Annotated in this window: 13 protein-coding genes; 8 read left to right on the forward strand and 5 right to left on the reverse strand. The window is 56.8% G+C overall.

Annotated elements, in window-relative coordinates:
• Positions 1–54 precede the first annotated feature (54 nt).
• Positions 55–7,053 (forward strand): non-ribosomal peptide synthetase, encoded by a 6,999-nt coding sequence (locus CBW65_RS18940; protein WP_198299662.1) that lies wholly within the window; start codon positions 55–57, stop codon positions 7,051–7,053.
• Positions 7,054–7,073: 20 nt separating this feature from the next.
• Here CBW65_RS18940 and CBW65_RS18945 read toward each other — a convergent pair whose 3' ends face one another.
• Positions 7,074–8,342: a saccharopine dehydrogenase family protein gene (locus CBW65_RS18945; protein WP_087458164.1), complete on the reverse strand. Its 1,269-nt coding sequence runs from the start codon at positions 8,340–8,342 to the stop codon at positions 7,074–7,076.
• Between the two features lie 130 nt (positions 8,343–8,472).
• Positions 8,473–9,135, reverse strand: coding sequence for a hypothetical protein (locus CBW65_RS24615; RefSeq protein WP_198299663.1), 663 nt, complete (start codon positions 9,133–9,135; stop codon positions 8,473–8,475).
• Positions 9,136–9,249: 114 nt separating this feature from the next.
• Between CBW65_RS24615 and CBW65_RS18955 the strand changes: the two genes are divergently transcribed.
• The 3 genes from CBW65_RS18955 to CBW65_RS18965 all read left to right on the forward strand — a co-directional run bounded on the left by CBW65_RS18955 (position 9,250) and on the right by CBW65_RS18965 (position 12,564).
• Positions 9,250–10,341: a CotH kinase family protein gene (locus CBW65_RS18955; protein WP_087458165.1), complete on the forward strand. Its 1,092-nt coding sequence runs from the start codon at positions 9,250–9,252 to the stop codon at positions 10,339–10,341.
• A gap of 210 nt (positions 10,342–10,551) precedes the next feature.
• Positions 10,552–11,877: an arsenic transporter gene (locus tag CBW65_RS18960; RefSeq protein ID WP_087458166.1), complete on the forward strand. Its 1,326-nt coding sequence runs from the start codon at positions 10,552–10,554 to the stop codon at positions 11,875–11,877.
• Positions 11,878–11,895: 18 nt separating this feature from the next.
• Positions 11,896–12,564 carry a DUF2642 domain-containing protein gene (locus tag CBW65_RS18965; RefSeq protein ID WP_087458167.1) on the forward strand — a complete coding sequence of 223 codons (669 nt, stop codon included), beginning with the start codon at positions 11,896–11,898 and terminating at the stop codon, positions 12,562–12,564.
• A 36-nt stretch (positions 12,565–12,600) separates the two neighbouring features.
• Here the strand turns inward: CBW65_RS18965 and CBW65_RS18970 are convergent, their stop codons facing one another.
• The 3 genes from CBW65_RS18970 to CBW65_RS18980 all read right to left on the reverse strand — a co-directional run bounded on the left by CBW65_RS18970 (position 12,601) and on the right by CBW65_RS18980 (position 15,061).
• Positions 12,601–13,239: an aquaporin gene (locus CBW65_RS18970; RefSeq protein ID WP_087458168.1), complete on the reverse strand. Its 639-nt coding sequence runs from the start codon at positions 13,237–13,239 to the stop codon at positions 12,601–12,603.
• Between the two features lie 121 nt (positions 13,240–13,360).
• Complete coding sequence (locus CBW65_RS18975) at positions 13,361–14,461, reverse strand: hypothetical protein (protein WP_157722060.1); 1,101 nt, start codon at positions 14,459–14,461, stop codon at positions 13,361–13,363.
• 90 nt (positions 14,462–14,551) lie between these two features.
• Positions 14,552–15,061 carry a hypothetical protein gene (locus tag CBW65_RS18980; RefSeq protein WP_087458170.1) on the reverse strand — a complete coding sequence of 170 codons (510 nt, stop codon included), beginning with the start codon at positions 15,059–15,061 and terminating at the stop codon, positions 14,552–14,554.
• A 295-nt stretch (positions 15,062–15,356) separates the two neighbouring features.
• Between CBW65_RS18980 and CBW65_RS18985 the strand changes: the two genes are divergently transcribed.
• The 4 genes from CBW65_RS18985 to CBW65_RS19000 all read left to right on the forward strand — a co-directional run bounded on the left by CBW65_RS18985 (position 15,357) and on the right by CBW65_RS19000 (position 18,441).
• Complete coding sequence (locus tag CBW65_RS18985) at positions 15,357–15,617, forward strand: hypothetical protein (protein WP_087458171.1); 261 nt, start codon at positions 15,357–15,359, stop codon at positions 15,615–15,617.
• Between the two features lie 50 nt (positions 15,618–15,667).
• On the forward strand, positions 15,668–16,120 hold the full coding sequence (locus CBW65_RS18990; protein WP_087458172.1) for a hypothetical protein: 453 nt from the start codon (positions 15,668–15,670) through the stop codon (positions 16,118–16,120).
• On the forward strand, positions 16,117–16,713 hold the full coding sequence (locus CBW65_RS18995; RefSeq protein ID WP_087458173.1) for a nucleotidyltransferase domain-containing protein: 597 nt from the start codon (positions 16,117–16,119) through the stop codon (positions 16,711–16,713). The genes CBW65_RS18990 and CBW65_RS18995 overlap by 4 nt, the downstream gene beginning before the upstream one ends.
• 165 nt (positions 16,714–16,878) lie before the next feature.
• On the forward strand, positions 16,879–18,441 hold the full coding sequence (locus CBW65_RS19000; RefSeq protein WP_087458174.1) for a hypothetical protein: 1,563 nt from the start codon (positions 16,879–16,881) through the stop codon (positions 18,439–18,441).
• Positions 18,442–18,459: the final 18 nt, after the last annotated feature.

Here is an 18,459-nt window from a genome sequence, read left to right on the forward strand (position 1 = left end):
TATGGTTTTGTTGATAATATGAATGAGTTATTAATCATGAACCGAGGTGTTAATATGAACGAACTTTTGATCGGGTGGAGTGCGAACCGCACCGAATATCCGGGTGATCAGACCCTGCATCGTCTGTTTGAAGCGCAGGCGGAGCGGACACCCGATGCGCCGGCCGTGGAGTATGGGACACAGAGCTTGACCTTTCGGGAGTTGAATCGCCGGGCCAATGCGTTAGCTTGTCATTTGCAAGGGATGGGCGTTGGTGTCAACATGTTCGTCGGGATCTGCATGGAGCGTTCGGTGGAGATGATCGTTGCCATGCTGGCGATCCTCAAGGCTGGGGCTGCCTATGTGCCGCTGGATCTCGCCTATCCAAAAGATCGTCTTTCTCATATGTTGACCGATACAGGGCTTGGGGTGCTGCTCACCGAGGAGCATCTGCTGGAACTTCTGCCGGAGACGGATGCGCAAATCTTGTGTGTCGACCGCGACCGCGCGGCCATCGCAGCGGAAGCGGACAGCAACCTGCCGGAGTACGGCGATGCTGATCAATTGGCTTACGTCATCTATACGTCCGGCTCAACCGGCACGCCAAAAGGGGTCTGCATCCCGCACCGAGGTGTCGTGCGGCTGGTCTGCAACACCGACTTTGTGCAACTCGGGCAGGATGACCGCGTGGCGCAGGTGTCGAACACTTCGTTTGACGCGGCGACTTTTGAGATCTGGGGCGCGCTGTTGAACGGCGGGACGGTCGTCGGCATCGCCCGTGAGACCTCGCTGTCGCCGCAGCAGTTCGCCGCTGAGCTGCGTGAGTTGGGCATCACGACGATGTTTTTAACGACGGCGCTGTTCAACCAGACCGCACGATTCGCGCCGGATGCGTTTGCAACGCTGCGCCATCTGCTGTTTGGCGGTGAGGCGGTCGATCCGAAATGGGTGCGCACCGTGCTGTCCGAAGGGGCGCCGGAGCGGCTTTTGCACGTCTACGGACCGACGGAGAGCACGACGTTCGCCACCTGGCATTTGATCGAAGCAGTGCCGGAAGCTGCGGTTACCTTGCCGATCGGCGGGCCGGTGGCCAACACCACGCTGCTCGTGTTGAAGGAGAACGGAGCACCGGCCGCGTGCGGCGAAACGGGGGAATTGTACATCGGCGGAGACGGTCTGGCCGTCGGGTATTTGCATCGCCCCGAGCAGACGGCTGAAAAGTTCGTGCCGCATCCGTTCCAAGCCGGGGAGCGGCTGTATAAGACGGGCGACCTTGTGCGGGTGCTGCCGGACAGCAGTGTGGAATTTGTCGGGCGCATCGATCAGCAAGTGAAGATTCGCGGGTTTCGGATCGAGCTTGGCGAGATTGAGAGCGCGCTGTTCGCTCATCCTGCGGTGCGCGAGGCGGTGGTAACCGTGCGTGAGGATCACCCAGGGAACAAGAAGATCATCTCCTATGTCGTGCCGGACACGGCTGCGCTTGCACAAGCGGAGGAAGAGGCGGAGGATCAGGTGGCACAGTGGGAGATGGTGTTCGACAACCTCTACGGCTCACAGCGCGAAAATCAGCAAGACAACACGTTTAACATCATCGGCTGGAACTCCCATTTCACTGGAGAAGCGCTGCCCGCTGCCGAGATGCGGGAGTGGCTCCGGCACACGATCGAACGGATTCAAAGCCTGCGCCCGAAACGGGTGCTGGAGATCGGCTGCGGCACGGGGATGCTCTTGTACCGCATCGCGCCGGAGAGCGAAGCTTACACCGGCCTGGATATCTCGCTTGAGGTGCTGCAAGCGCTCGGCGGGCAGATCGCCCAAAGTCCCGAGCTGTCAGTGAAAGTGAAGCTGATGCAGCGTCCGGCCGACCAGTTGGATTTTGCGGCCGATGCTTTTGACCTCGTGATCTTGAACTCGGTGATTCAATATTTCCCGAGCATCGAATATCTGAAAAGCGTGATCGAAAATGCCGTGCGGTCGCTTGGCTCCCAAGGTGCTGTTTTCCTCGGCGACGTGCGGAGTCTGCCGCTCTTACAGGCGTTTCACACAGCTGTTGAGCTGTACAATACGGCTGACGGGGAGACGAGCGCGGAACAGGTCTGGCAAGGGGCGATGGGGCGGCTGCACAAAGACAACGAGCTGGTGATCGATCCGGCCTTTTTCCATGCGCTGAAGGAGGCAGTGCCGCAGATCTCGCGAGTGGAAGTCCTGCTCAAGCGCGGGGTGGCCCGCAATGAGCTGACTCAGTTCCGCTATGACGTGATTTTGCATGTTGGCGGCACAGATGCGCAGGAAGCGGCGTTGCAAGCGTACGAATATGCGGCCGGGGAGTTTGCGCTCCCAGCCGTGGAGGAACTCCTCCGGCGTGAGATCGGGCAGAACGGGCAGGCTGTCCTGCTGCGGAATGCACCGGATGAGCGCGTGTGGCGGGAGGTGCAGGCGCTGGAGCTTTTGACCGGGGCAGACGCGCCGCAGACGGCAGGTGAACTGAAGAGACGGCTGCAGGAACTGCCGGAACCGGGCGCGGTCAACCCGGAGGCGTGGTACCGGCTCGGGGAGCAGTTGGAACTTGAAGTGCGGGTTTCCCGCTCCGCTGGGCATGCCGGGCTGTGTGACGTGCTGTTTTGGCAACCGGGAGCGGCTGTGCCGGTACTGACTGCGGAGGTGGGGGCAGAACCTGACTGGGAGCGCTATGCCACCCGGCCGATACAAGCCCGCCATGTGCGGCAGTTGACGGCCGAGTATCGCCGCTATCTGGCAGACCGCCTGCCGGACTATATGGTGCCGTCGGCGTTTGTGCTGATGGAGCGCCTTCCGCTTACGCCAAACGGCAAGGTGGACCGCAAAGCGCTGCCGGTGCCAAGCGGCGCGACGGAGAGCGAAGCGCATGTGCCGCCGCGCGATGAGCTCGAAACGGTGCTGGCCGGCATCTGGCAGGATGTGCTGGGAGTGGAGCCGATCGGGGCGTTTACGCATTTCTTCGAACAAGGCGGACATTCGCTGCTCGCCACGCAGGTCATCACGCGCGTGCGCAACGTGTTTGGCGTTGAGCTGCCCTTGCAGCAGCTGTTCGACACGCCGACCCTGGCCGGATTTGCCGAAGCGGTGGCGAAGCTGACCGGGAGCCGCACAGACAGCGAACTCATCAAGCGCGTCACCGGGTCTGTCGCCCCGCTGTCCTTTGCCCAGCGCCGGATCTGGTTTATGCAGCAGTTGGAAGGCAAGGAAGCGGCTGCCTATAACATCCCGTATGCATGGGAGCTGCGCGGGGCGCTAAATGAGCAGGCGCTGCGCCGGAGTTTGCAGGAGATCGTCCGGCGGCATGCGACGCTGCGCACAACGTACGAACTTCGCGGGGCAGAGCCGGTGCAGGTGATCCATGAGGAGCTGGCGGTCGATCTGCCGGTGCTCCCGATGCAGAGCCGCGAGCAGGCGGAAGCGTGGATTGAACTGGAGGCGCGCACTCCGTTTGACATCGCAGCCGGCCCGGTCTTGCGCGCTGCCCTGCTGAAGCTCGGGGAACAGGAGCAGCTGTTTGTGCTGAACGTACACCATATCGCAGCTGACGGCTGGTCGGTCGGCGTGCTGCAAGAAGAGTTGAGCGCCTTGTACAGCTCCTTCCTTACCGGAGAGACTTCGCCGCTTCCTGAACTGCCCATTCAGTATGCCGACTATGCGGTCTGGCAGCGCGAGACGCTGGAGACGGAGCGGATGGCCGAACAGTTCCGCTACTGGAAAGGGAAACTTGGCGGCACGCTTCCCGTCCTGCAGCTGCCCGCAGGCATTGCACAGCCGAACATGACCTCTTTTCGCGGCGGGGTGGTTCAATTTTCGCTGTCGAAAGGGCTGCTTTCGCGGTTGCGCGAAGTCGGGAACGCGGAAGACGCGACGCTGTTTATGGTGCTGATGGCCGCCTATCAGACGCTTTTGCACCGCTACTCCGGGCAGGATGACATCTTGATCGGCTCACCGATCGCCGGACGGACGCGGCGGGAAGTGGAAGGGCTGATCGGCATTTTCATCAACATGCTCGCCATGCGCACCGACCTGTCGGGCAATCCGTCGTTTGCGGAACTGCTCGGGCGTGTGCGGACAACCGCCTTGGAAGCGTATGCGCACGGCGACGTGCCGTTTGACAAACTGGTCGCAGAGCTTCAGCCTCACCGCGATGTTCAGCAATCGCCGCTGTTCCGCGCCGTTTTCGGCTATGTCAATGCCAAGCAACAGCAGCTCCTGTTGCCAGGGCTGACGTTGACAACGCTTCCGGTGGACAATGCCGGGGCCAAGTTTGATCTGTCGCTTAACCTGATCCCCGATGGAGCAGGGCTGACCGCTTTGCTCGAATACAACGCCGATCTGTTCGAACACGCTGCCATCGAGCGGATGGCCGGCCATTACAGCAAGCTGTTGGAAAGCATCGCTGAAAATGCGGCCCAGCGTCTGTCCGGGCTGGAGCTGTTGTGCCGGGAAGAGCGGCAGGAGCTACTGGCGCTTGGCCGTGACACGGAGGCCGCCTACCCGCGCGATGCGGCGTTACCGGAACTGTTCGCAGAGCAAGTGCGCCATGCGCCGGGGCGTGTGGCGATCGTCCACGGGGACGTGCAAGTGACCTATGCGGACCTCAATGCCCGGGCCAACTCCTTGGCGCATCGTCTGTGCAAAGGAGGCGTAAAGTCTGGTGATCTGGTCGGCCTGCACCTGGCCGATGCGCTGCAGATGGTGACGGCGATGCTGGCGGTAGTCAAGGCAGGCGCCGCTTATGTGCCGCTCGACCCGTCGTATCCGGAGGAGCGTCTGGCATTTATGGTGCGGGACACAGGTCTACGCGTGCTGGTTACAGCGCAGGATATGACCCCCGCATGGGTTTGGGTGGAGCAGATCCGTCTCGATGCCGAAGCGGAGCAGATCGCAGCAGAGCCGGACTGTGACCCGGAAGTTGCCAGCTCTGCCGACAGCCTGGTGTATGTCATCTACACATCAGGATCAACCGGCCAGCCCAAAGGTGTGGCCGTCCCGCAGCGCGGTGTCGTCCGGCTGGTGCGCAACACCAACTATGTATCATTTGCGGAAGGCGACCGCATCGCACAGGTCTCCAACATGTCGTTTGACGCGGCCACCTTTGAAATTTGGGGCGCTTTGCTGAACGGGCTGACCCTCGTGTTGATTCCCAAGCACAAGGTGCTCGCTCCCGTCGAATTTGCAGCTGCGCTTCAGGAGCAGAAGGTGACGACGCTGTTCATCACGACGGCGCTGTTTCATCAGATGGCAGCGCTTGTTCCGGCTGCGTTTGGCGGCTTGAAGCACTTGCTGGTCGGCGGGGAAGCGCTCGATCCGAAATGGGTGCGTGCCGTGTTGGCAGCCAGTCGTCCGAAACGCATGTGCAACATCTATGGCCCGACGGAAGGCACGACCTATTCGACTTTTTATGAGATCGAAACGGTCAGCGAGTTGCAAGCGTCGATTCCGATCGGGAAAGCGTTAGCGAACACCACGCTGTATGTGCTGGATGCGGAGCGCTGCCTGACGCCGCAAGGGATGCCGGGCGAGTTGTACATCGGCGGAGACGGCTTGGCGGCAGGTTATTTGAACCGCCCGGAATTGACTGCCGAGCGCTTCGTGCAGAACCCGTTTGCGGACGGGGAGCTGCTGTATAAGACGGGCGACCTGGTGCGCTGGCTCCCGGACGGCAACCTCGAATACATCGGGCGCATCGACCAGCAGGTGAAAGTGCGCGGGTTCCGCATCGAACTTGATGAGATCGCCGGCGTGATCAATCAGCACCCCCATGTGCAAAAAGCGGTGGTCACGCTCCGTGAGCAGCGGCTGGCCGCCTATGCGGTGCCGAAAGCGGGGGAGGAGTTGACGCGCGGCGACTTGCGCCATTTCCTGAAAGCGAAATTGCCCGACTACATGGTGCCGTCCGCGTTTGTTGTGCTCGATGAGCTCCCGTTAACGCCCAACGGAAAAATCAACCGCGACGCGCTGCCCGCTCCTGAAGTGCTGCATGCGGCGGAAGCGGGGTACGTGCCGCCCCGTGACCGCATCGAGTGGGAGCTGGCGGAGCTCTGGGAACATCTGCTCCACACCCGACCGGTCGGGGTGCTGGACGACTTTTTCGCCATCGGCGGGGAATCCTTGAAGGCGGTGTCGCTGATGGCTGCGATCCGCGAGCGTTTTGGGAAAGATCTGCCGTTGTCCGCGCTGTTCCAACATCCGACGGTGGCGGCGCTGGCTGAGCAGGTGCGGCAGGAAGCTAATGCTGCGAATGGCTGCAATCCGGTGCTGATTCAAGCGGGGGACGGTACGCAAACACCGCTGTTCCTGATCCATCCCGGCTTGGGCGGTGTGCTCTGTTACGCCATGCTGGCCCGCCTGCTCGGGGAGGAGCAGACCGTCTATGGACTGCAGGCAGCAGGATACGACGCGGAGGAAGCGGCTTGCGATGATCTCCATGAGATGGCCGACCGCTATACCGCAGCGATCCGTACGGTCGCCCCGCACGGCCCGTACCGCCTCGGCGGATGGTCGCTGGGAGGCTCGATTGCCTTTGAGATCGCCTGCCGCTTGGAACGCATGGGTGAAACGGTCGAGTTCCTCGGGCTGATCGACGCGCCGTTCCTTGGCACGAACAAGATCAGCGCCGACATCGACTATCACGACCGCAAAGCGGTGCTCCGCGACTATGCCGCCCATCAGATCGGACGTGATGTGCCGGAAGTAATGGAGATGGAGGAACGGGAAGCGATCTCCTATGTGCTGCGCCTGTGCATCGAACACCATGCATTTCCGCAAGGCGCTGATGAGCAGATGATCGAACGGGCGCTGAAGATCAACGCAGCCCACGGGTTTGCCGAACTGAATTATTTCAGTGAAGCAACCATCGCAGCAGACCTGCATCTGTATTTCGTCACCGAACAAGACCTCAACCGGCCGTTCCCGCTCTTAAATGCGGAGGAGTGGAGACCGCGCACTTCCGGAGCGATTCATGTTGCGCAGATCGCTGGCGACCACCACTCCCTGGTGCAGACGCCCCATGTTGCGGTGCTCGCGAATGTCATGAAAAACAGCCTCGTTTGATGCAAAAAGACGCCTGGCGATCAGGCGTCTTTTTGCATGCGGTTGAGCAGGGTGCCGTCGGTGTCAGGGTTTTCGCCCTGCACGTACGATTTCAAGTGATAGGTGACATAGTCGCCGTAGCGGCTGTTCGTCCGGGTGACCAGGTCTTCCACATAATAAATGCCGCGCGGGATGGCGTCGCGAAGCAGGGAGGCTGCCGCGCCGTACACGCCGCTGGCGACTTGCAGGTAGGTGGCGTTGACGCCGTATTCCGCATAGGCCGTCTTGTTGTCGAGGACATGGTACATGTAGCGCTCTTTGTCGGGATAGACGATCAGGACGCCGACGAGGTCCGCGCCGCTCAGTTTTGCAGCGGCGGGGTCGAGGACTTTCAACTCCTTTTGCCAGAGAATGTCCGTTTGATGCAGGTTGCGTTTGATCAGCGATGTGGTGTGATGGTTGACCTTGTAGAGGAAGCCGGTTTCCAACTGGCAAAAATCAGCCAGCGAGAGTGACTCTTCGTGCGGCATCAGGCTGCCAAAGAACTGTTTGGAACCGAGGCGGACGTTAAACTTCAGTTCGTAGACCTCGTTGTAGAAAAAAAGCGGCGTGCTGCCTTGCACCAGCATCGGGTAGCTGTGAATCGCTTCATCGAGGAAGCATTCTGGCGACCATGTGGTGTAGAGCGTATCGGGGTCGGCAAGGGAGGGGTCGGCGAAAAAGGAAGTGTCCTCTTCGACGATGTACAGGCCGAGCGGTTTTTCTTGGGGGTGTTGTTTGATCACTTCCAGCGCCATCCAGTTGACGACGCCCGGGTTCATGCCGGAGCAGACGATCGCCGTCGTGTTTTGAAAGGCAGCTTTTTTCTGTTCAAAGAGGCGGTAGCGCTCGATGAGCGGGAAGCCTTCGTATTCGTCTTCGAGATCGTCGATCATCGTATTTTCCAGTGCGGTGTTGACATAGGGAATGGACAGTTCGTCACAGCAGGCGAGCATGTCCAGCGTGTCCGCCCAGGAGACATCGATCACAAGCGTTGGCCTGTGCTTGTTCAGGTAGCGGCGGAAGAGCGGGATGTCGCGGAGGTTGAGCTGGTGCAGGTGGATCTGTGCGGCGAGGTGGGGGAAGCGCTTGGCGATGTTGCTTTTCTGTTGTTGTTTGATGTCGATCAGGTGCAGGGCGCACGTTTTGATCCGGTCGTGGAGCGGATCGGAGGGGTCGAGTGCGGCATGTTGGAAGATCGACAACAGAGCGTTCGCCACGCCGCCGCCGCTGCCGAGAATGGCGATCGTGTCTTGGGGTGTCTTGCTCATGGAATTCCTCCTTTCTGAAATTTGACTTACTATATGGTATGAACTGCGAGGTTTGCTTGAAAGGTACAAGCACATAGCAGCGTGCACACAAAAAGGTCCCGGCGTCCGCCGAGACCTTTTCTGCCGAGAGCTAATCGCCCTTCCTGCCGGAGCCAGAGCCCTTTTTGCCGGAGCCATGACCCTTTTTACCTGAACCAGAGCCCTTTTTGCCGGAGCCATGGCCCTTTTTTCTGCCGGAGCCATGGCTCTTTCTGCCAGAGCCATGGCCCTTTCTGCCAGAGCCAGAGCCCTTTTTGCCAGAGCCATGACCCTTCCTGCCGGAGCCAGAGCCCTTTCTGCCGGAGCCAGAGCCCTTTCTGCCGGAGCCAGAGCCTTTTCTGCCGGAGCCAGAGCCCTTTCTGCCGGAGCCAGAGCCTTTTCTGCCGGAGCCAGAGCCTTTTCTGCCGGAGCCAGAGCCTTTTCTGCCGGAGCCAGAGCCTTTTCTGCCAGAGCCAGAGCCTTTTCTACCGGAACCAGAGCCTTTTCTGCCGGAGCGATGACCCTTTCTGCCGGAACCGGAGCCCTTTCTGCCGGAGCCGGAGCCTTTTCTGCCCGAGCCTTTGCCTTTTTTCCCGGAGCGTTTCCCGGAGCGTTTGCCGGAGCTTTTTCCGGAGGAACCAGATCCTGCACCTTCTTGGGAGGCGGTCACCAGGTCGTGATCGACCGGGTCATTTCGAAGAAATTCACTGGAGCTGTTCATCTCACATGCAAGATTGACAAGGCCTGCGATCTCCGTTTTGCTCAGCTTTTCCAATACGGATCACCCCAAAGAGTAAAGTTGTTTTACATCTTATGGTCGAAACTCGTCACTTGCTGTAGACGACATCACATATCTTGAGAAAAAGGCATCTACCCAAGGAGGCTCCCCATGGCACCAAACTCTGCGCTCCCGGTCTGCTCACTGTTCGTTCACCCTTCCGACTTGCAGACCCTCCGCCGCGACATCGAGTCGGACGATCCCGTCCCGGCCCGCCTTAAACTGGACGGCCGCACCTATCAGGCGGAGGTCTCCTACCGCGGCTCCCACATCCGCCGCTATCCGAAAAAGTCTTATTTTCTATCCTTCCGCTCCCCAAGCACCTGCCAAGGAGCCCGCGAATGGCACCTCAACGCCGAATACGCCGACCCCTCGATGATCCGCAACAAATTATCCTTCGACTTTTTCCAGCAAATCGGCCACCTCGCGCCCGACGCCCGGCACATCCAGCTCAAACTCAACGGCGCTCTCCAAGGCGTCTACCTGCAGCTCGAATCGGTCGATGACCTCTTTTTGAAAAAACGCGGCCTGCCGCCTGGCACGCTGTACTACGCCATCAACGACGACGCCAACTTTTCCCTGATCAGCCCGATCGATGAGGATGTCAAAAGAGAACTCGAAGCCGGCTACGAACTCAAAACGGGGGAGGAGGACGACTTTCGCCATCTCAGGGAGCTCGTCTACAAAATCAATACCACGCCCCAAGCCGATTTTGCCGCCGAGATTTCCGCCTTGATCGAAATCCAACCCTACTTCAAATGGCTCGCCGGAGTCGTCTGCACCCAGAACTTCGATGCCTTTATCCAAAACTACGCCCTCTACCGCAATGCCGAGCAGGGCACGTTCACGCTCATCCCGTGGGACTTTGACGGCACCTGGGGCCGCAACCTGCGCGGGAAACTGCTGCGCCATGACTTTATCCCGATCACCGGCTATAACACGCTCACGGCGCGCCTGCTCACCGTCCCGGAATTGAAACGCCAATACCGGATGCTGATGACCGAAATTCTGGAGACGTCGTTTACCCCGGCCGGCATCGAACCGACCTTGCGCCATCTGCTCCAAACCATCCGTCCGGCGCTCGCCAATGACCCTTATCAACGCAACAGCCTCGACCGTTTCGATGATGAATATGATGTCATTCTGGAGTACACGGCCAAGCGTAACGCGTTCCTTCGCGAAGAGCTGGCCGTTCTGCGCTAACCTGCTGGGGCAACAAAACAGCCTGTCCGCCAACTGCGAACAGGCTGTTTCGCTATTTACAAGTGAAACAAGCATTGGTCTAGTACATGCTATCCCTTCAAAACGTAAGATATTGTACAACTCAAGTTGCCGGACAGATATCCTCCCGTGATCGATGTCCGCTGGGTACAAGCGCGGACAAGCAGCTTGAGAAAGGAGTGGTAGAATGCAATGCCCACCTCAATCATCATTTTGACCGTCAGCACGTTTCTGCTGATGATGCTGCTGATGTTCTGGCGGCCGCACCAGCTGAACGAAGCGGTCCCTGCCGTTGCGGGGGCTGCATTGATGCTTTTGATCGGAGCGGTGCCGATGTCCGATCTGGGGCAGATTTTGCAGACGGTGAGCGGGGCGGCGGTGACGATCATCGCGACCATCGTCATGGCGAACGTCTTGGAGAGCCTCGCGTTTTTCTCCTGGATTGCCGACCGGTTGGCAGTCAGGGCCCGCGGCTCCGGCCTGCGGTTGTTTTGGTACACCAATCTGCTGTGTTTTCTGATGACGCTGTTTTTCAACAACGACGGCAGCATCCTGATCACCACGCCAATCCTACTGATCTTGCTCAAACAGCTTGGTCTCAAGCCGCATCAGCAGATCCCGTATCTGGTCAGCGGCGCTTTGATCGCCACCGCTTCCAGCGCGCCGATTGGCGTCAGCAACATCGTCAACCTGATCGCTTTGCAGGTGGTCGGCATGGACCTGTACATGCAGACGGCGATGATGTTCGTCCCGGCAACTGCCGGACTCTTGCTGATGGTCGTGCTCTTGCTTGCTATCTTCAAACGCGACATCCCCAAACAGCTCCGTGCGCTTCCACCGCATATCTCGCTTCGTTTGGCTTCCCCTCAGCAGCAGCAAAAATCCCGCTTCATGTTGAAAATCTTCCTGTTCGTCATCGTGGTGCGAGTCAGCTTGTTTGTCGGCTCTTATTTCGGCATCCCCGTCGAAGTGATGGCGGCGGGCGGCGCGCTGGTGCTCTTGATCTGGCGCTGGGCGTACATGAAGATCCCGCCGAATGATCTTTGGAAAAAGACGCCTTGGCACATTTTCGCGTTTGCGTTTGGGATGTACGTGCAGATCTATGCTTTGCATAACATCGGGCTGACCCAGCTGATCATCGATCACCTGCAGCCGCTGATGTCGGACAACCGTCTCGATGCCATCCTGCTCATGGGCGGGCTGGTCACGGCGATGTCCAGCCTGTTTAACAACCATCCCGCGCTGATGATCGGCACGCTCGCCTTGACCGGGATGAGCCTCGACCCGCTGACCAGGCAGGTCGCTTACCTGGCCAGCGTGATCGGCAGCGATGTCGGCTCGTTGCTCTTGCCGATCGGCACACTGGCGACGCTGATCTGGATGCATCTGCTGCACCGCGCCAAAGTCAAGCTCTCCTGGTGGAGCTATCTGCGAATTACGATGCTCGTCATACCGCCCACTCTGATTTTTACGATGGTCAGCCTGTATGTTTGGATCGAGTGGTTGTTTGTTAAGTAAAAAGGAGGTTGTGGACATTTGAACAGATTTCGTTCCTATCTGGGGACCCAGGTGGAGGTCGAAGTTTCGGGCGGGAAATGGTTGTCAGGAACTTTGGCCGATGTTGGAACGGACGTGCTTGTCATGCTGATTCGGGAACGTTATCACTACATCCCGTTCGTGCACGTCCAAAAGCTGAAAGCGCGTCCGGCCGGTGCAGAAGAGCTGGATGCCGCCGAGATTCTCAATCCGGTGCAGGTCGAGGCTGCCAGCCTGTCATATCGCAATCTGCTGATTCATCTGCGCGGGCAGTTTGTCGAGCTGTATGTGTCGGGGAAAGAGACGGTGCATGGCTATCTGACCAGTGTGATGAACAACTATTTCGTTTTCTACTCGCCGGTCTATAAAACGATCTACATCTCGCTGGAGCACCTCAAATGGCTGATTCCTTATCCGCAAGGCACCACGCCGTATTCGCTTCAGAACTCGCTGTTGCCCGTCAATCCCAACCCGCTGCCGCTGTCCCGCTCGTTTGATGAACAATGCAAAAAGCTGGTCGGGCAGCTCGTCGTCTTTGATTTTGCCGACAAAGCAGACAAGATCGGGCTGCTCAAGACGGTGGAGAACAGCCGAATTGAATTGATCAACGCCGGCGGGGAGTCCTGCCATTGGAATCTGCATCATTTAAAAGCGGTGCATCTGCCGTAACAGCAAAAACAGGCCACGGAGCGGGGCCTGTTTTTGCTATGTATAGAGACGGCGGTACAGCAGCGCGGCGCAGACAGCGCCGAGCAGGGTGGCGGTCAGGTAGATCCAGAGGTCGTGCAGGGAGCCGGAGAGGAGGGCGGGGGCGAGCGAACGCGCCGGGTTCATCGACGCGCCGCTGACCGGGCCGCCGATCAGCGAGGCGAGCGCGACAGCAGCTCCGACGGAAACTCCAGCAAAGGAGCGAATCGCTTTGCCGTGTACAGAGGAGCCCAAGATCACGAAGACCAGCCAGAAGGTCAGCAGGAACTCAAAGCAAAACGCCTGATGCCAGGACGCTTGCGGCAGGGTGGCCCCAAGTGCGGCGGTGTTGCCAAAGAGCAATAACAGCATGGAGCTCGCCGCCAGCGCCCCCAAGAGCTGTGCCAGGATGTACAGGACGGCCAGCGGTCCCCGGAGCATGCCGAGCAGCCAGAAGCTGACGGTGACAGCCGGGTTGAAGTGTGCGCCGGAGATGTGGGAAAACGAGTAGATCAGCGCTATCACGGCAAGCCCGGCGACCGCTGCGGTGCCGGTTGAGCCGAGCGCGTGTGTTTGGGCATCGACGATGACCGCTCCGGTGCAGGCAAAGACGAGAAAAAAGGTTCCGATCGTTTCGGTGAGCAACAGACGGCGCATCGGGCGGCTCCTCATGCGGGAAGTTGTCCCAGTTTTCGTAGTACTAGACGTATTCGAAGCTCCATAAAAAAAGTACACGGTCTGCAGGAGGCAGACCGTGTGCTTTGCTGTTGTTGCATGATCAGACGCGCTTGTTTTTCATGGAGGAGATGGTAAGCGAGATGCCGGAGAGGAAAAGGGACTGGAGCAGTTTTTTCATCTCATCCTTTTGACGGGAGGTGCGGGGCTTGCCGATTCGTTTCAAGCTGGCTTGATTCAGAGCTTGAATCGCCCGCCAATGGTTCTCAGACGGGGAAGTTCCGGAGGGGAGGGGGAGGGAGAACGGTGCAGCTTGTTGCGCTCTCTTGCGCGGAAATCTCGTCCCGCGCTGCGGGCGGAAGTGCCCGGATGCGGCCGGAGCATCGGAGCTTGCCTGCACCGTTTCCTCAGCCTCATTTTGCTCAGGGGCGTCCTGCGATGCTTCCATCGCGTCGTCGCTTTCGGTTTCTCCGTCAGAGTCGTCCGCAGAGCCATCAGCAGAGCCATCAGCAGAGTCATCAGCGGAGTCATCAGCAGAGCCATCAGCAGAGTCATCAGCAGAGTCATCAGCAGAGTCATCAGCAGAGTCATCAGCAGAGTAATCAGCGGAGTCATCAGCGGAGTCATCAGCAGAGTCGTCAGCAGAGTCATCAGCAGAGCCATCAGCAGAGTCATCAGAAGAGCCATCAGCAGAGCCATCAGCAGAGCCATCAGCAGAGCCATCAGCAGAGCCATCAGCAGAGCCATCAGCAGTTTCACCGGCAGTTTCGTCTGCTGTCACCGCTGCGCCTGCATCCGCTGTTTCGCCTGCGCTTTCAGCGCCGGAATTTTCCTCAGACGAAGTGCTGTTTTCAGCGTTTTCACTTTGCTGATAACGAAGCACCGGAGCGATGTTCATCAGCTGACCGATCTGGTAAAAAATCGTCTCTTTCACCGTCTTTACGATCTGCACATGCTCATCGGTGACGGCGAACACAACGCCGGTGACCGAACCTTCGCCGTTTTCCACTTTCACCATCTGCTTGTAGAAGGAAGCCAGCAGCTCGCGGAAAGTATCCGGGAAGGCCGCATCCAGTTCCGGGAGATCGCTCCCGAGCACGGAAATGTCGGTGGACAAAGATTTGATGTGGGCGAGTGGATAGTGCACCAGCTGCCGTTGTGCGGTGAACAGCGTGGCATAGTCCGACTGCACGCTCACCAGCATCCCAACGACCGCCGTATCGCCTGTTTGGTCAATCGTTACCGTATGACCGACCCATTCGCTCAACAGGGTACGCACAGTTCATCGCCTCGCTTATTTGTTGTCTTCTTTTTTGTTGTCGTTCTTGGCATTTTTATTGTCGTCTTTTTTCTCTTCTTGCTTCATCGCGTTGATGATCCAGGTGATCGTTTTGATGTGATAGATCGGGTAGTGGACATAGTCTTTCATCTTGTGCACGATCGTGACGACGCCTTCCCGCTGCAGCAGTACGACGCCTTCCAGCGCGTTCGGGCCGCCTTGGTTGATCTTGACATACTTGTGCTCCATCTGGCCGATCAGAGAATTGAAGTCATCCGCTTCCAGCACGACAGGCGGTGCAGCCGGAACTCCTGCAGGCTCTGCGTTTTCTGCCTGTTTCTCGACCACGATCGGCTCCGAGATCGTTTTGACATGCGGGGTGTGCACATAGACAACACCGTTTTCCGTCTCAACCGCCAGATGATCACCCTTGATGCCGAGCAGTTTCCCTTTGATCTTGTCGGGACCGCCGCGCTCCACTTGAATCAACTTGCCTACCGAGTTGCTCATGAAACCGAAATCCATCTAAACTACCTCCTGCTCAAAGATGTGCTTGCTGTACGCTTGGCTATCGTTAACAGTTACCCAGTTGATACTTACACCTTATGTCAGAGCAGGTAGGACAGGTGTTAGGGCATCGTCTAACTTGTCGAAAAATGGAGTAATAACTAGTGGGTAAGAGTCCCAACTTCACTACTTGTTGTAGAATCTATTCGCAACTTTACAAAAGAGGGAAATTATTGATAATATAGAGAATATTAATAGTGATGAACTTAATCCTTGCTGAGAATGAAAATTTTTCAATTTGAGGTGTGTATTGATGAATGAGCTGACTCGGTTTTGCATGGACGAGGAAACTGCAGAAGATCTTCTGGTGATTGATTTTGCAGAAGAGCAGCTTTCCATCTCTGACGTACAGGAACTGTTGCACGAGTGCATGGGCCCGTGCGTGCTGCTTCAACGTGTTCCAAGTATGCTGCACTGGCGTCAACTCGGGGAAGCAAAGGGCTGGCAGGTCCGCATCGAACTTTCTTCCGGTCAGGATGACACATGGGATGTTTGCTTTTTGCGGGAGGAGTAGTCAGAACATTTTGTGATAAAATAAGGAAAACGTGTGACTGGAGGGGTCCGATGAAAACAGGATTCACGGCAGGCTTGCTGCTCGCCAGTCTCCTTTTCCTCGGCTGCGGCCAAACGGTCGAGCAGCGCCAATATCTCGCGATCAGCGTGGCCAAAGATTTCAGCATGGCCGTCCTTGATTATCAACACCGCACCTCAAACGATGATATCAAAGGCTTGGAGTTTGCCACAGAATCCGCGCAAGAGATCGTCAAGCAGCAATTGAAGACGCCGGACGAGGTCAGGCAGCTCAAAGGCGACAAGGAAATGCCGGAAGTGGTCAACGTTGCGATCCTGGAAGCGACCCCGATCGACAAGGACGGGGAAACGGGCTTCATCGTCAACGCGCGCATCCAGTATTATCCGAATGTCTACCATTACGTCGACATCCTCGGCCTGAAAGTCGTTCCCATCGGCGGAGGAGAATGGGAAGTCGACGACGTCAAATTTGGGGAGGAGTTATGACCTTTACTAATGATCTGCATTCGCACCCGGACATCCGCACCATCCGCGACCTGATGCAAAACTTCCCCCACCCCTGGTTCCTCGCCGGCGGGTGGGCGCTTGACGTTGCCGGCGGACGCGTTTACCGCGAACACGAGGACCTGGACATCTGCATCTATCGCGAGCACATGCCGGCGATTCTTGAATACTTCGCGGACTGGCAAATCTCCGTCGCCATCCCCGGCGAGCACCGTCTGGAGCCGGGGACCCGTGTCGAGGATACCCTGCCGCCCCGCTACGGCCTGCACCTGCACAGGGGAGAGGAGTTCCTTGAAATCCTGCTAACTGACCGCGAAGGCGACATCATCCCGTTCCGCCGCAACACAGCGATCAGCATGCCCCGCAGTCAGTTCGAGCGCGTGGATGCCGCAGGCCTCCCGTACGTCGCCCCCGAATGGCAGCTGCTCTATAAAGCAAAAGAGGGCCGGGCGAAAGATGAGGAGGATTTTCAGGTGCATGTGCCGATGTTGACCGAAGATGGAAGAGTGTGGCTTCTCAGAGCTCTTTCAACACATTTACCTGGTCATCCTTGGATTTTAAAATTATCTTGCTAAAAGGCTTCACGTTCCGAAACTGCAAAATGACCCTTGGGATTCGTCGTCCCAAGGGTTTTTTTCGCTTGATCGAACATTTTATCCAACAATTACAAAAAGGATAGTCACTAATAATCTTTAACTTTATATAAGACATCTGAGAGAGTTATAACTGGAGGAGCAATTATGTTAATGATAGAGAAAGTACGCCTTTCGATAGGCATTTGCTTAGCAGGTGCTGTCATCTCGATACCTGTAAGTACTGCTTCAGCAGGCGGTACTTTTATGGCACTCGGAGTAGCCGACTATATGTACGCATCCGACTTGAATAATGACGATGCTTACAAATTCCGAGACAGATTGCTTGCGAATGGAAACTGGGTAAAATATGCGGAGTATTACGATGGGAGTGTGTGGGATACCGATTTTGTGAACTCTGGCAAGTATACTGATATCCTATTATTTACAGGACATGGCAGCTCCACCGGGAATCTTATCTTACAAGAGGCAGGCGGCAGCACATATACCAACACCAAGCGAATTTATGCAAACTGGGATGATGTGGGGAATGGTTGGGTTGGTTGGGACGATACAGTAGATCACGACTTTGAGTGGGCTATGTTTATGGCTTGCGATGTTCTGGTGCAAAACGGTTGGGGTGGAACGCTGGCAAATGGCGGTCACCATATCTTTGGCTACCGTGACAACTCATCCGAATCTGCCGACAGTTTCGTCGTTGACTCGTTCTTAACACGTGCTTGGGGCACGAATCAGCATGTTCCGGTACGAATGATTTTTGCTTGGGAAATGGCAAATGTCACGTGGGATGAGCCTGCCTGGGCAATTACCGGACACAAAGGAAACGAGAATGACTATTTCCACTTCGTCAATACAGGTGCAACGAAAGACATATCAGGGACAAGTGATATCTATCATTGGTTCTCTGGCGGCGGATACTACTTGGATGTCTGGAAGAACGAATCCTCGGAACAGCCACTGAATGTCGGCCAGACAAAAAAATTAGGAAACGTGAAAATTGAGCATGAAGCTCTAAACTACGAAGAACTCGCAAAGAGTTTCTTTACGAATGGATATGTGACAGAAACGGGTGGTGAATTCGGTTCTCAAATTTACACGGATGAGGGGGCAATCTTGAACGTATATCCGTCTGGCGCGATCTCGTATTCGCATGAAAGCGGCACAACGACGGCATTATTTTCGCAAGAACAAGCTTTGCAACAAGCAGATGCATTCATTCAGAAACACGGGGGAATGCCAAGTGATGCCTACGTAGATGAGATTATTCCTCGGAAGTCGGTTCATGAAGATACTGGTCAAGAATACGTGACCGGTTACCAAATCACGTATCGTCACAGTTATGAGGACGTCGCAATCCGTGGTATGGCAGGAGATGCGATCAAAGTGATCGTTGATAATTCCGGCGTACCGTTCTATTATCGGGAATGGAACTTTGTAAAATCGAAAGTCATAGGCAGCGAAAAAGACACCATCAGCGTCCAAGACGTATTAAAAAAAGCTGAATCGGAAATCTCAGCCAAGTCGAAGTCGACCAAAAAACAAAAAGTCGAGAACATAGAGATGGTATATTGGTCGAAACCGTTTGTGATGAAACAGGATATCATGAAACCTGCATGGCGTGTGAGCACGAAAATCCAAGATATATATGTGGATGCGCATACAGGTGAAGTCATTGATACTGAGAAGGCAATCAAAGAATTCGTCCAATAACAAATCCAATTTGCAGGA

It is taken from the genome of Tumebacillus avium, assembly GCF_002162355.1.
Taxonomy (GTDB): domain Bacteria; phylum Bacillota; class Bacilli; order Tumebacillales; family Tumebacillaceae; genus Tumebacillus_A; species Tumebacillus_A avium.